Source organism: Mycolicibacterium wolinskyi str. Jessa 2025, assembly GCF_049241375.1.
Classification (GTDB): domain Bacteria; phylum Actinomycetota; class Actinomycetes; order Mycobacteriales; family Mycobacteriaceae; genus Mycobacterium; species Mycobacterium wolinskyi.
Genome location: NZ_CP185960.1, coordinates 3,808,664 through 3,823,115, shown reverse-complemented (window position 1 = coordinate 3,823,115; position 14,452 = coordinate 3,808,664). Strand labels below are relative to the sequence as shown.

The following is a 14,452-nucleotide window of genomic DNA, read 5'->3' as shown; positions in this document are numbered from 1 at the left end:
TTGGTGAACATTGAGCGGGGGCCGGACATCGGGAGAGAAGAGTGCTGTTAGGTCCAGTAGAGATCGCGTCGATCGACGAATGGACACCTGAGCCGGGTTCGCTGATCTCCTGGCAGCCGACGGAGGCCGCGCTGGCCAAGGCGCGGGAGGCACCGGAAAGTCCGGTGCCAGCCAGCTACATACAGACGCGCCATCTGCGCAGCTTCGTCGAGCAGGGCAGCCGGGGTGTCGACCACTCGCGCCTGTTCATCGCGGCGTGCGACATGCCGGGTCGCTGCGACATCCGCGCGATGACGTATGTCATCAACGCGCACCTGCGCCGGCACAGCACCTATCGGAGCTGGTTCGAATACCGTCGGGCGGATGACCCGGGCACCGCGGACACGGTCGTCCGGCACACGATGACCGACGCCGCCGACATCGAGTTCGTGCCCAAGCGTCACGGTGCGGCCGATGCCGCCAAGCTGCGCAGCCAGGTGGCCGCGACGCCGGATTCCTTGCAGTGGGACAGCTTCCGGTTCGGTGTGATCCAGCGGGAAGACAAGTTCACGTTCTGGTCCAGCATCGACCACCTGCACGTCGACGGCCAGTTCGTCGGTGTCGGGCTGCTGGAATTCCAGGCGATGTACTCCACGCTGGTATCCGGTGCCCCGCCTCTGCAATTGCCGGACGCAGGCAGTTACGACGAGTACTGCCTGCGCCAGCGCGAGTTCACGTCGTCGCTCACGCTCGATACACCCGAGGTGCAGACCTGGAAGTCCTTCGCCGAGAAGAACAATGGGACGTTTCCGGTGTTCCCGCTGCCGCTCGACGACGGATCGCCGTCGGAAGGCGGCGATCTGGTCGCGGTGAAGCTGATGGATCGGCAGCAGACCGAGCGGTTCGAAGACCTCTGTGTGGCTGCCGGATCCCGTTTCATCGGCGGCCTGTTCGCGGTGGTCGCACACGCACTCCACGAACTCACCGGCCTCGATACCTACTACGGGTTGACGCCGATCGATACCCGCACGCCGGATGAGCTGACGACCCAGGGCTGGTTCACCGGCCTGATACCCGTCGTCGTCCCCGTCGCGGGCGCGTCGTTCGCCGACAGCATCCGCGCCGCCCAACGTGGCTTCGACACAGGCAGATCCGCTGCGCTCGTGCCGTTCGAGCGGGTGGTCGAGTTGGCCCCGCATCTGACGCCCCCACAGCCGCTGTTCCCGATGCTGAACTTCTTCGACGCCAGTTCCGGCCCGATGGCCCCGTTGCTGACGAATCTGCAGGAGGGCGTCCGGATCGCCACGCTCAGCGATGGCCGCGTGACGTATCCGCTGAGCACCCTTGTCGGGCGGTTCAACGAGACGTTCGCCACCGTCGTGTTCCCGAAGAACCCGGTGGCGCGCCAGTCTGTCGACCGGTACGTGGCTGCGCTGCAAGAGGTCTGTGACCGCGTCACGGGCGGGCGCGACGTGCTGGTCGCGGCAACTCGAAATGAGGCTGAGGGACAGCCCGTGCGCTGACCGAGCGGACGGGATGGACGGACGCGTCAGCGTACTATTTTGAGGGTCAGCAGAGTTATCAGGCGGTTTCGAGTGGCGCGGCGAACGGATCCGGCCGACGCGGAGGTCGGCGTCTTCGCCCGGCTCGGCGACGTCATCGTCCGTTTCCCATGGGCGGTCATCGCGCTGTGGCTGATGCTTGCCGTCTGTCTGCCCGTCGTGTCGCCGACATTGAAGGAGATGGCCGAGCGGCGGCCCGTCGCAATCCTTCCCGAGGACGCTCCGGCGATGGTGGCCAGCAAGCAGATGCTGACGGCCTTCCAGCAAGCGGGTACCGACAGCTTCGTCGTGGTCGTGTTGACCAACGACGACGGTCTGAGCAAGTCCGACGAGGCCGTGTACCGAAAACTCGTGGACGCGCTGCACCGCGACACCGGTGACGTGGCCAAGCTCCAGGACTTCCTGAGCGCACCCCCGCTGCGCGAGGTCATGACGAGCAAGGACAACAAGGCGTGGTTGCTGCCGATCACGTTGCCCGGCACGCTCGGAACGCCGCAGTCCAAGGAGGCCTACGCGCGGGTGGCCGAGGTGGTCGAACGCGAAGTCGTCGACACCGCTTTGACCCCGCACATGACCGGGCCCGCGGCCACCGTGGCCGATCTGAACGCCGTGGGGGAGCGCGACCTCAAGGTGATCGAGACCGCGATCACCGTCCTCGTGCTGTTCATCCTGCTGATGATCTACCGCAATCCGGTGACCATGGTGGTGCCGCTGGCGTCGATCGGTGTCGCGGTGGTGGTGGCGCAGGCCGTGGTGTCCTGCGCCGCGTTGTTGGGCCTCGGTATCGCCAACCAGACGATCGTGTTCATGAGCGGCATGATGGTGGGCGCGGGCATCGACTATGCCGTGTTCCTCATCAGTCGCTACCACGACTACCTGCGCCAGGGTGAGAGTTCGGACGACGCGGTCCGAAAAGCGTTGACCTCCATCGGCAAAGTGATCGCGGCGTCCGCGGCCACCGTCGCCGTGACGTTCCTCGGCATGTCGTTCACCAAGCTCGCACTGTTCTCCTCGGTGGGGCCCGCGCTGGCGATCGCCATCTCGGTGGCGTTCCTCGGTGCGGTCACGCTGCTTCCCGCGGTGTTGACCATCGTGGGGCGGCGAGGCTGGATCGCGCCACGACGTGATCTCACGACGCGCTTCTGGCGACGCTCGGGGGTACGGATCGTGCGCAGGCCCGTCGCGCATCTCGTCGCGAGCCTGATCATCCTTGCCGTGCTGTCGGGGTTCGTGCTGACGACGAGCTACAACTACGACGACCGCAAGGCATTGCCGGCCAACGCCACCAGTTCGCAGGGATACGCCGCACTGGAACAACACTTCCCGCTGAACTCGATCGTTCCGCAATACCTGGTCATCAGCTCTACGAAAGACCTTCGCGAACCGCAGGCCCTTGCCGATCTCGAACAGATGGCCCAGCGGGTCAGCCAGTTGCCGGGGATGGGACCGGTCCGGGGTATCACCCGGCCCACCGGTGAGCCGCTGGAGCAGGCGAAGATCTCCTACCAGGCCGGCGAGGTGGGAAAACAGCTCGGCGCGGGATCACAGCAGATCGTGGACCGCACAAACGATCTCACGCGGCTGAATTCCGGCGCCGATGCGCTCGCCGACAGCCTTGGCACGGTCCGGGGACAGGTCAGCCAGGCGATCAACCAGGCCAGGGGCATGCTCGACACGCTTGCGGCGGTCCAGAACTCGGTGGGCGGCAGCAAGACGTTGCGTGACCTCGACAACGCGACGAAGTTCGTCAACAACATGCGATCGCTCGGCGAGTCGATCGGGGTGAACGTGACCAACCTGTCCAACAGCTTCGAATGGATCGGGCCGGTTCTCAACGCACTGAACGCGAGCCCGGTATGCGATGCCGATCCCGGTTGCGTCACCGCGCGAAATCAATTGGTGAGGCTTTCGGTTGCGCGCACCGACGGCACCTTCGACCGGCTCGCCGAGCTCGGCCGGGAACTGCAGTCGACACAGGCCGCGCAGTCGCTGGCCACCACGACGGCCAATTTGCGGCGGGCACTCAACACCGCCTCGAGTGCGATGCGCTCATTGGGGTTGAACAATCCGAGCAGTGTGCGGTCCCGGCTCGACAACGTGCAGGACGGGGCCGACAAGCTCGCCGACGCCAGCAGGCAGGTCGCCGACGGCGTGCAGCAGCTGGTGGGCGAGACCTTGAAGATGAGCGGCAGCCTGGCCGAGGCGTCGGCGTTCCTGATGACGCTCAAGCAGGACGCGGGCACGCCCGCCATGGCCGGATTCTATGTTCCGCCAACAAGTTTCGGGATCGAGGATTTCAAGAAGGCAGCGCAGCTGTTCATCTCACCGGACGGTCACTCGGTCCGGTACCTGCTTCAGACCGATCTGAATCCGTTCAGTGTCGAGGCGATGGACCAGGTGAACGAGATCATGGACACCGCCCGTGGTGCGCAGCCGAACACCGAGCTCGCGGACGCCTCGGTGTCGGTCGTGGGGTTCCCCGTGATCCTTCGAGACACCCGCGACTTCTACAACCACGACATCCGGTTCATCGTCGTGGTGACGATCCTGGTGGTGATGCTGATCCTGGTGGTCCTGCTGCGAGCCGTCGTGGCGCCGATCTATCTGATCCTGTCAGTGGTCGTCTCATACCTGGCGGCCCTCGGCATCGGCACCCTCTTCTTCGAATTCCTGCTCGGGCAGGAATTGCATTGGAGCGTACCGGGTTTGACGTTCATCATCCTGGTGGCAGTCGGAGCCGATTACAACATGCTGCTGATATCGCGGATCCGGGAGGAATCCCAACCCGGTCTGCGGCTCGGTGTGATCCGCACCGTGGGGGCCACCGGCGGGGTGATCACCGCGGCCGGGCTCATTTTCGCCGCCACGATGTTCGGTCTGGTGTTCAGCAGTATCAGCACGATGGTGCAGTCCGGATTCGTCGTCGGCGTGGGCTTGCTGCTCGACACCTTCCTGGTGCGGACCATCACGGTGCCCGCCGCGGCGACCTTGGTCGGAAAGGCCAACTGGTGGCCGTCACGGGCGGACGCCGTGACCCACGGCCACTGACCGGGACTGATCTTCGGCGCGTCAGCGCTTCTTCTTGCCCTTCGGCAGCAGCGGAATGCCCTTCTTGGGAAGCGGCAGGCCGTTCTTCGGAAGCTGAACGCCGTTCTTGGGCAGGAGATTGCGAACCTGGTTGGCGATGTTGACCGCGTTGACGGCGTTGGACGCGACGTTGGTCGCGGTCGAAACGGCGTTGATGGGAACCGAGATCGGAGTCGCGATGTTGCCCGGTGCGATACCGCGGAGGTCGGCGAGCCGCACGCCCGGTTCCACCGGCGGCGGTGGCGGACCGTAGGCGCGATTGACCATCGGCGTCAGGTACCGGTTGAGTTCAGCGGCCATTTCCGGTGACATTCCGCCCTGGCTCAGGTACTCCACGAGCGGAAGCTGCTCTGCCGGAATGAAATAGGTCGTGGTGGTGGCGCCCCGGCTGTTGGTGGCCACGGTGACGTTTTGTGCCGGGATGCTCGCGGGATCCGAGAACGCGGTCGCGGTGTGGGACGTACCGCCCGCAACGAGAGCGTTGGCCAATGCCAAGAGGTTTCCGGGCCGATCCAGCGGATCGCTGAAGATGTCGTACTGGGCGACGACTTCCACCGTGTCGTACTGGCTCTCGACCGGCGCGGGGACGGTGTAATCGAGGACGGGCACCGTGGTGCCGGGGCGGAACCACTTGGTGAACAGACGATCGGGATTGCCCGTCTTGACGAAGGTCAGGTTGTCAGGGGCGGGCGCGGTGGGATCGTTCGCGAGGCGCGCCTGCTCGGCGTTGAGGGCCAGCACACCCTGCGACAGCCCGGTCACGGTGACATTCCCGTCGGCGCTGCGAATGCGCGAATCGAGGCTGTTGGTGCCGTCGGCGACCGACTGTGCGAGCGTCGGCGAGTTCTCGCCGGTGAGCGGCCACAGGCTGCCGGGATAGGGAACGACTTCACGTGTCGCGCCGGCACTGTCGTAATAGTTGGCGCCGATCGCGGGTTGCGTTGCGGGGTCGAAGTGATACAACGTGCGTAACGCCGGGTAGGGCGAGGGTGCCGTTCCCGGCACGATGAACGCTGTTTCAGCCGATGCCACACCGCTGCCGAATGCGGTGACCGAGCCGACCAGTCCCGCGGCGACGGCGGCCGCGAACAGTCTGTTCATGCGTCCTCCTGACAGTGGGCAAGAGTGATCGCCCGGCAAATTTGCATCCTTGTGATCGTAACCCGTGTCGTCGGCAGGATCGAGCCCCGTTTGTCATCGGATGTGCCCTTGTGGGCGTAAGCGGAGCGGGTCGCCTGGATCGCACCGGGAATGCGTTCGGTATCCGCGATTGCAGCAAATCCGTTGGCGCTGTGGCCGGGATCGGGCCAACGCTGTCACATGTGGGCAAGCCCGATCGCGAGCATCAGGCATCCTCCCGCGGCAACGACTACGGCCATGTCGCGCCGCGGTCGGTTCTGTAACCACTCGTGAAAAGCCGACAGCAGGGCTTGAGTTCTCTTGGGCGCGGCGATGTATCCGATCAGCGGAATCTCGACCAACGTGAACGCAACGACGTTGAACAGCAGCAATGCCTGCGCCTGGGCGATCGGCGCCTCCCCGGAAGCCAGGATCACCGCCATCGCGCCCATGAAATTGGCTGAGGGCAAAGCGGTTCCGAGGCCGCTCACCCATGCGACCCACAGCGAGTCGCCCCCGAGGATCGAGCGCATACGGGTCGACAGCCGATTGCGCCGCCGCGGTGGATCCTCGTCGTACGCGGTTGGTCCGGGGCCGGCCGAGGCCCGTGCCGGGCGCCTGCGCAGCCCGCGCATAGAGATGTCGGTGGCCAGTGCCACCGCGATGACAAGGGCGACGATGCCGACGGTGATCTGTACCGACGGGACGGTGAAACGTCCTGATGCCAGCGGCGTGGAACGGAGGACGAACAACACGATGAGGCCGACGCCCATGCCCATGGTGAATCCGCCGCACAGGAACGCCAGCAGTTGCAGCAGTGGGCGCGGCCGATTGAGCATCAGGACCGCGAGTCCGATCCGGATGGGTTCGAAGATCACCGCGAAGGCCATGACCAACACGGTTGCCCACATGACCAAGCACCGTACCCCTCGCGTCGAGTGGCTGCGCCATGTTGCCGCATGGGCCGAATGAAACTGCGTATCCCACCGCAGTTTGCGGGTCTCGCACCCGCATGACGGCGCCGTAGGCGCGTGCGGTCTGCCCTGGAATGGTTTGTCCAGTGTGTGCGCGCATCCCGGTCTTGGCGGAAGTTGTTCGGACAACCTCGAATTCGTTGCGATGACGACGCAACGGCGATGAAACGCGTCGCGAAGACCGGTTCAGGTGTTTTGGGTATAGGCGAGAATCTGGTTGCTGGCCTAGGGTACTGATTTGAGGTCCGTCGGTCGCGCTTTCCGGGGGGAGTCGCGCACGGTGCAGCAGGCGAAGGAGACGAATGTTCGGCGAAGACCTGCGCATACCGCGCGTCGACGATGACGGCGAACGTTCACGTCGCCATCGAAATGTGAAGCCGCGCCGACGTGGAACGCCGGCCATCGGACGCCCCGTCGCGGCGGTTTGTCGTGGCGCATAAGCCGTCGTCATATCTCGTGCTGGCGTCCCAGCGCAGCGGCAGCACCCTGCTGGTCGAATCACTGCGCTCGACAGGACTTGCCGGAAAACCGGAGGAGTTCTTCCAATACCAGCCGTGGACGAGCCGGGCGCCTCAGCCGCGGGAGTGGTTCGCCGGCGTCGAGGATGAGTCGATACTGCGCCTGCTCGACCCGTTCGATCCGGGAACGCCAGACCTTGCCCCAGCGCAGATTTGGCGCGAGTACGTCCGCACGGTCGGCCGGACTCCGAACGGTGTTTGGGGCGGCAAGTTGATGTGGAATCAGACTCCGTTGCTGCTCAACCGTGCCAAAGACCTGCCGGATCGGTCCGGAGACGGGCTGCGAGCAGCGATTCGCGATGTGATCGGCGAGGAGCCCTTGTTCGTCCATGTTCATCGCCCGGACGTGGTCTCACAAGCGGTTTCCTTCTGGCGCGCGGTACAGACGAAGGTGTGGCGCGGCAGGCCGGAGCCCATCCGCGACGCGCACGCGCAATATCACGCCGGGGCGATCGCTCACCTGGTGCGCATGCTGCGCGCGCAGGAGGAGCGTTGGCGCAGCTGGTTCGCCGAGGAGGGCATCACGCCCATCGAAGTCGCGTATCCCGTTCTGTGCAGCGACTTCACCGGCGTGGCCGGTTCCATCATGTCCGGGTTGGGTCTCGATCCAAAGCTGGCGCCCGGTCCGGCGTTGGAGCGGCAAGCCGATCGGCGTTCCGACGAGTGGGCGAACCTCTACCGGGACGATGCGTCGAAGTGGGGCCTGCCGACCTGATCGCATCGGTCGCGGTGTCGGCGGTCCCGTGTCAGTCACCGGCAGGTCTTTGCCGGAAAGCCTTGTGGGCGTTGCCAGGACGGTTGTGGCACACCGAGTGGCCGCGCACATGGGTGAAGCTGTGGGGAACATAAATTGACGAAGACGTTATAAAATGCCTACTCGGTTCACCATTCTTGCGACTTGCCGTGGCCCATTCTCCGAACGCGGCCGCCCCGGCCGCGACGGTGGTACCAGCGGCTTCAGAGCGTTACTCCGGCATGCGCATAATCGTCGTTCTAGATCAAACGACGTGCGCCGTCCGCGAACGGGCGGCCATTGATCATCTTCGCGCCGGAGACGGAATCAGCGTGAGTAATTCCCTTGCGGTTCCTCGACAAGCGAGCGGGCCGGTGAGCGGCGCTCGACGCCGCGGGGCTGGATCATCTGGCACAGCGCTCGCCGCGGCAGTGTGCCCCTTGACGCCGTGCGGAGTCTTTGGGGGCGAGGCGCGAGCAAACTGTTCATCGCCGGCAGGCCGCCCGCTGACGAGGTTGGTATGCGCGTGGCATCTCCGCATGCCGAATCGATCATCCGGAATTGCTCAGCGGTCCGCTGTGCACCGCAATTGCGCATTCTCGCGTCAATGCGAATTGATGATCCGGCAATGTCCTGCAACGCCGGAATTGCCACGCTCTCGTTCGGAAACGAATATCGGAGGCATATTCGTGGCGCGGCGAAATCGGCGGGCGATTTGTGATTCGGCGGGTCACTAGATCGTCCGACGCGTGATTGCGCGATTTGTCCGTGGCAGTGTCGGACACCATTAGTTGGTGTGTCGGAATCTTGGGGCTCTCCCGTAACGCCCGTGCTCACAGCCTTGCTTTGCCTGAATCGCACCGGTGGCGCGGTGGCCGACCACGTGATCAGGGTCAAGATCATCGGAAGGCCAACATGAAAACGTCAGTTCTCGGTTTCGGCCGGGCAAACGCCCTTCGGCCCGTACGTCTCCTCTTTTCGCCGGTTCGGCGTTTTGTAACATCCATGCAAGCAGGAGCCGGTAGTCTCCCAATTCCTATGGTCCTCTGGTTAGGTGTGACACAGTGAGAACTTCGCGTCACAACGACGTGCGTGAATCCACGGAAGCAAAACCAGAGCAGGAGAGGCAACGGCCGGCATGTGTCGGTCAGATGGCGAGATGGTGATCCCTGCTGATGCGCGCGGAGCGAAGCGTGGTCGTGGACCTGTCGCGGCATGAAGGGGGCGCCGGAATCTTCCGGCAAGGGGTCGCTCGATTGAACGCCTGTTCGAAGGAGGCTGTGTGTTCGGGATAGCGACGATCGACGAGTGGGAGCCGAGCAGGGGTTCTGTCGTCTGCTGGCATGCGTCGCCGGCGTCCTGCGCCAAAGCGCTGCAGGCCCCCGTGAATCCCGTGCCGCCCAGCTATCAGCAGACCCAGCACTTGCGCCGCTTCGCCGACCACGCGGCCCGTGGACTCGACATGTCCCGGCTGATGATCTTCACGTGGGACATACCCGGCAAGTGTGACGTCCGGGCCATGACCTATGTCCTGAACGCCCACCTGCGCCGCCATGACACCTATCGCAGCTGGTTCGAGTTCGACGACCCCGACAACATCGTGCGCCACACCATCACCGACCCTGCGGACATCGCCGTGGCACCGCAGCGGCACGGCGATCTGAGTCCCGCCGAATTACGCGAGCACATCCTCACCACACCCGATCCGCGGCACTGGGACGGCTTCCGCTTCGGGGTGATCCAGCGCAAGGACCACTTCACCTTCTACGCGAGCATCGCTCACCTGTACATCGATCCGATGATCATGGGCGTTCTGTTCGGCGAGATCTACATGATGTACGGCGCACTGGTCCAGGGTGCGGCACCCGTGCAGTTGCCGCAGGCGGGCAGCTATGAGGAGTACTGCCTGCAGCAACGCGAGTACACCGCAGCACTCACCCCGGATTCGCCCGAGATCCGCGCGTGGATCGACTTCGCCGCCGACAACGACGGCACCCTGCCTGCCTTCCCTTTACCACTCGGCGATCTGTCCGTGCCGTGTGACGGTGACACGATGACCGTCTCGGTGCTCGACTCGCGCCAGACCGAACGCTTCGAATCCGCTTGTGTGGCAGGCGGTGCCCGCTTCAGCGGCGGGGTGTTCGCATGCGCGGGCCTGGCCACGCAAGAACTCACCGGCGCGGACGCTTTTCATGTCATCACACCGACCGACACACGGACGACCCCGACCGAGCTCGTCACCACCGGCTGGTTCACCGGCCTCGTCCCGGTCAGCGTCCCGATGCCGTCGATGTCGTTCCCCGAAGCCGCACAGGCAGCGCAGGAATCGTTCGATACGGGCACCTACCTCGCCAAGGTGCCCTTCGACCGGGTCATGCAGCTGGCGCCGCCGAATCGGGGTATCAAGAGCCCGCGGCCGGGCAACTTCGTGATGTCGTTCCTTGATGCCAGTGTCGCGCCGCTGTCGACGGTCGCGAGCTCGGATCTGAACTTCCAGATCTACAACGAAGGCCGTGCGTCGCATCAGGTTTCGATGTGGGTGACCCGGCTCAAGCACGAGACCGTGGTGACAGCGCTGTTCCCGGGTAACTCCGCGGCGCGGAAGTCGGTCAGTGAGTTCATCGAGACCATGCGATCGGTGTACGCCCGCGTCGCCGACGGTCGCCCGACCGCGGCATACGCGCAGAACGTCGCGGTATAGCTCAGGCGTCCAGGCGGGCGAACTGATCCTGGCGGTACTGCTCGACACAGGACGCCCGCCGCACCTTGCCGCTTGTCGTGATCGGGATCGAGCCGGGCGGGACCATCACCAGGTCGGTGACCTTGAGCCCGTGTGATTTGGAAATCGCCGATGTGACATCGCGTTTCACCGAATCGAGCCGCTGCAGGGCTTCCTCTTCGGAGTCGCCGCGCTTCTTGTGTTCGATGATCACGACCAGACGTTCTGTCCGGTCATCCGGTACCGATATGGCTGCCACCCGGCCCCGGCTGATCTCCTGCACGGTCGCCTCGATGTCGTCGGGGGAGTGGTTGCGGCCGTACACGATCAGCAGATCCTTGATGCGCCCCATGATGTAGAGCTCGCCGTCCGCGATGAAGCCCAGATCACCGGTGCGCAGCCAGGGGCCGGCGGGCGTCCCTTCGGAGGGGTTGTCGATCGTGGCCCGGAATACGCGGTCACTGTCCTCGGGGCGCTGCCAATAGCCCAGTGCGACATTGTTGCCGTGCACCCAGATCTCACCTGTGGCGCCATCCGGCCGCTCGGTCCGGGTGTCCGGGTCGACGACACGCACGATGGGCGATGCGGGCAATCCATAGGCGACAAGCGGGCTGCCACTTGAATTTTCGGTGGGAACCGCCTGACCTGCCGACAACTTGTCCGCATCGAAGTTCGTGATGCGTGGCGGTTCACTCGGTACACGCGTCGCGACGTATACCACCGCCTCGGCAAGACCGTATGACGGTTGGATGGCCGCGGCGGGGAAGTTCAGCGGGGCGAAGCGTTCGGTGAACCGCCGCACGGTCGCCGCGTGCACCCGTTCCGCGCCGCTCAGCAGGTACATCACATGGCCGAGGTCGAGACCGGCCATGTCCTCGTCCGAGGTGCGTCCGAGCGCGAGTTCGAACGCGAAGTTCGGTCCGGCCGAGACGGTTCGGGAATGACTGGCCAGCAGTTGCATCCATCGCGCCGGTCGCTGCAGGAACGCGACCGGGCTGGTCAGCACCGTCCGGATGCCGCCGAGGATGGGCACGCAGATGCCGAGCATCAGTCCCATGTCGTGGTAGAAGGGCAACCACGACACGAACGTGGTGTCGGCAGGCGCGACGTTGCCGTGGTCGCCGAAGAATCCGGCCATCATCTGCTCGAAGTTGGCCGACAGGTTGCCGTGTGAGATCTCGACACCAGCGGGGCGCCGCGTCGAGCCCGATGTGTACTGCAGATAGGCGATCTCGGGACGGCGCACGCGAGCGGGGCGCGCCCCTTTCTTGTCGAGGTCGAGAGCGTCCACTTCGATCACGACGGGCCGATTGCCGTTCGCGTTCGCGTATTCGCGGACGGTCGCCGACACCGCCGACGTGGTCAGGACGATGGCCGGGGACGTGTCGTCGAGAACCGAGGTGGTGCGCTCGTCGTGGGCTCCACCGTGCGGCACCGAGAGCGGCACCGCGATGATGCCGGCTTCGAGCGACGCCAGAAACGCGATCAGGTATTCGAGGCTCTGGGGTGCCAGGATCACCGCACGGTCGCCGACAGTGGCGTTGGCCCCGAGTTCCTGGGCCAGGTTCAGGGTCCGTCGGTACAGCTCGGCCCAGGTCAGTGTGAGCTCGACGCCATTCCAATCCTGCTCGTAGTCCACGAATGTGAAGGCGATGTCGTTGGGTTGGAGACTCGCCCGCTCACGCAACACGGCGGGGATGGATGACTGGCTCATGGGCGCCCTCTCGAAAACTCCTGCCCGGAAATTGACCAGCCGGGCATAGGCACATCGGAGCTTACCGGTTGCCCAATTTGCCGGTGGCGTACTACAGGTGGCCGGCGACGAACGAGGCGGCTTCGGCCGTCGCCCCGATCTGGACGTAAGCGCCGTGTACCGGCAGGTTGACGCCATTCGAGCACACGGGGTCGCCGATGGCGCAGAGGTCGATGCTCTTGTCTGCGTAGCGCGAGTTCGTCTGCGTGAACGAAGCTCTCCCGGATTTTCGGGCCGGGTTGCCGAACAGCGCGACCGCCGCGACGCGATCGGCGACGGCCGGGGGCAAGGGCGCCGAATACCCCCAGGCGGCGCCATCGGTACCGGTGACGAGTTCGATGACGTTCGCCCCCTGCGAGAAGCCGGCGAGGACGAATTCCGTTCCTGGACAATCGACGATCATTGTCTGCAGGTGTGCGTTCACGTCGTTCGCGCCCAACGTGGAGGAGTTGCCGAAGTCGATTCCTGCGGGGTAGTTCACTGCATACACCCCGATCGTCTTCGTCGGTACGTTCGCTCTCAGGGAATCGACGAAGGCCTGGCCGACCACGCCGATGCCGGGCGGTGCGCCGGTGCCCCTGGCGAACACGACCTCGACGTCGGGGCATGAATCCGCATGCGCCGACGGCTGATTCGCGGCGAGACCGGCCATGAGCAAGCCCACCACGGCAATCTTCGTCAGATTCCTCGACACCCGATGATCGTCACACACGCACATGCCCGACGGGGGTCAACGTGGCGGTTCGGCCGCTGCGCTCACCGCCTCGCGTCGGTGAAGACCCGTGTCTTCAACCGCCACGAGTGCGCGGCGGACAGCGCGAAGACCGCGCCGCACGTGCACGCGAACAGCCACACCATGCGGCCGTTCTCGATGGGCTGCAGTTGCGGCACGAACGCGGTGACGATCCGCACGACGCACGCGAGAATGCCGCTGACCGAAGCGAACAGGTAGATGTTGGCGATTCGCCGGGACCGGGGGTCGCGGCGCAGGATCAGCATCGCGCGGACACCGTAGCCCAGCAGATAGATGAGCATGCCGCAGAGCAGCGCCCAGTAGACGTTGAGCCAGAAATCGGTGGGCACCTGGAAGAAGTCCGGGCGGTACACGGCCGCGCCGTTCCCGAATGTGAACGCGGCGAGCAGCAACGGGATGCACACCGTGGCGGGGCGCTCGACATACTGCTTGAACGAGTGCTGCATCCCGTAGTCGTCCTGCAGCCGGCCCAGTGCGTTGTAGACCACCGCCGATGCCGCGACGATGTAGCAGTCGTGGCCGATGTAGTCCTCGACGTTCCACTTGCCCGTGAGGTGATAGAGCAGCTGTCCGACGGTCTCCGACGCGAACGGCGACATCAGCAGCACGGCCAGGCCCTGCAGCGCGATGTTGAGGGTGGCGGCGACCTCCCACCGGCAGGTCCAGGTGACTCGCCTGATCCACAAGCTCCACATGATGCAGAGCAATGTGATGGCGATGAGTATGGCTACGGACATCAGATTTTGCCTCGGGCGGGTTTGCGTTTCAGCAAATCGTATGGCTAAAGGGGTGGCGCATCCGGACGGGGGGACAGCTCGGAGAGCTTCTTGGGTCGGCTCACCCGAGTCGCGGTCTCGACCGGCGCCACGGTGACGGGCGCTGATTCCATGTAGTGCCAGACCTCCTGCCGGCTCATCAAGCCGAACCGGATCTGCAGGTCGGGGTAGCTGAGGTGGAACCGGTCAGCGACCTGGCGCAACTCCTCGGCGTTCGGATAGTCGGCTTCCTTGATGCGCCGGTAATACGTACTGCTCGACACACCGAGGGCGGTGTAAATCGCCTTGGCGTCGATCTCGCCGTCCAGCAGGTAGTCCAACAGGGCTTTGAGTTGCCTGCCGTTCTCATCGGTGCGGGGCACTACCACACCATAAACCCCACTGTCGATCTCGGGCATCACGAACCGGAATGTCTGTGGCTGTTCCTTAATTGACAGGCGTGTAAGAGTTCTGGCACTACTCTCCCATTTTTGGGACA

10 protein-coding genes are annotated in these 14,452 nt (G+C 64.7%); 4 read left to right on the top strand and 6 right to left on the bottom strand.

Features of this window, described 5'->3' with window-relative positions; translation table 11 throughout:
* Window positions 1-41 precede the first annotated feature (41 nt).
* Both ACOI2T_RS18885 and ACOI2T_RS18880 read left to right on the top strand, forming a co-directional pair.
* On the top strand, window positions 42-1,502 hold the full coding sequence (locus tag ACOI2T_RS18885; RefSeq protein WP_409504809.1) for a condensation domain-containing protein: 1,461 nt from the start codon (window positions 42-44) through the stop codon (window positions 1,500-1,502).
* 72 nt (window positions 1,503-1,574) lie between these two features.
* Window positions 1,575-4,589 (top strand): MMPL/RND family transporter, encoded by a 3,015-nt coding sequence (locus ACOI2T_RS18880; RefSeq protein ID WP_409504810.1) that lies wholly within the window; start codon window positions 1,575-1,577, stop codon window positions 4,587-4,589.
* 21 nt (window positions 4,590-4,610) lie between these two features.
* Here the strand turns inward: ACOI2T_RS18880 and ACOI2T_RS18875 are convergent, their stop codons facing one another.
* A complete protein-coding gene (locus ACOI2T_RS18875; protein WP_409504811.1) occupies window positions 4,611-5,729 on the bottom strand; it encodes a PE-PPE domain-containing protein in 1,119 nt (372 codons plus the stop codon).
* 215 nt (window positions 5,730-5,944) lie between these two features.
* A complete protein-coding gene (locus tag ACOI2T_RS18870) occupies window positions 5,945-6,658 on the bottom strand; it encodes a GAP family protein (RefSeq protein WP_409504812.1) in 714 nt (237 codons plus the stop codon).
* A 492-nt stretch (window positions 6,659-7,150) separates the two neighbouring features.
* Between ACOI2T_RS18870 and stf0 the strand changes: the two genes are divergently transcribed.
* Together stf0 and ACOI2T_RS18860 are read left to right on the top strand one after the other, a co-directional pair.
* Window positions 7,151-7,954: a trehalose 2-sulfotransferase gene (gene stf0 / locus ACOI2T_RS18865; RefSeq protein ID WP_409504813.1), complete on the top strand. Its 804-nt coding sequence runs from the start codon at window positions 7,151-7,153 to the stop codon at window positions 7,952-7,954.
* Window positions 7,955-9,254: 1,300 nt separating this feature from the next.
* Complete coding sequence (locus ACOI2T_RS18860; RefSeq protein WP_409504814.1) at window positions 9,255-10,673, top strand: condensation domain-containing protein; 1,419 nt, start codon at window positions 9,255-9,257, stop codon at window positions 10,671-10,673.
* Between the two features lies 1 nt (window position 10,674).
* Here ACOI2T_RS18860 and ACOI2T_RS18855 read toward each other — a convergent pair whose 3' ends face one another.
* The 4 genes from ACOI2T_RS18855 to ACOI2T_RS18840 form a co-directional block, all read right to left on the bottom strand.
* Window positions 10,675-12,405: an AMP-binding protein gene (locus tag ACOI2T_RS18855; protein WP_409504815.1), complete on the bottom strand. Its 1,731-nt coding sequence runs from the start codon at window positions 12,403-12,405 to the stop codon at window positions 10,675-10,677.
* A 91-nt stretch (window positions 12,406-12,496) separates the two neighbouring features.
* Complete coding sequence (locus ACOI2T_RS18850; RefSeq protein WP_409504816.1) at window positions 12,497-13,138, bottom strand: cutinase family protein; 642 nt, start codon at window positions 13,136-13,138, stop codon at window positions 12,497-12,499.
* A 62-nt stretch (window positions 13,139-13,200) separates the two neighbouring features.
* A complete protein-coding gene (locus ACOI2T_RS18845) occupies window positions 13,201-13,935 on the bottom strand; it encodes a hypothetical protein (RefSeq protein WP_067845370.1) in 735 nt (244 codons plus the stop codon).
* A gap of 44 nt (window positions 13,936-13,979) precedes the next feature.
* The gene (locus ACOI2T_RS18840) at window positions 13,980-14,336 is read right to left on the bottom strand and encodes a DNA-binding protein (RefSeq protein ID WP_067845372.1); all 357 of its coding nucleotides are present in this window, start codon (window positions 14,334-14,336) and stop codon (window positions 13,980-13,982) included.
* Between the last annotated feature and the right edge of the window lie 116 nt (window positions 14,337-14,452).

What these genes read in the sequence shown, in the direction of transcription:
- ACOI2T_RS18875 (WP_409504811.1), bottom strand. Translation starts at nt 5,729, where the DNA reads ATGAACAGACTGTTCGCGGCCGCCGTCGCCGCGGGACTGGTCGGCTCG.
- ACOI2T_RS18870 (WP_409504812.1), bottom strand. Translation starts at nt 6,658, where the DNA reads ATGTGGGCAACCGTGTTGGTCATGGCCTTCGCGGTGATCTTCGAACCC.
- ACOI2T_RS18855 (WP_409504815.1), bottom strand. Translation starts at nt 12,405, where the DNA reads ATGAGCCAGTCATCCATCCCCGCCGTGTTGCGTGAGCGGGCGAGTCTC.
- ACOI2T_RS18845 (WP_067845370.1), bottom strand. Translation starts at nt 13,935, where the DNA reads ATGTCCGTAGCCATACTCATCGCCATCACATTGCTCTGCATCATGTGG.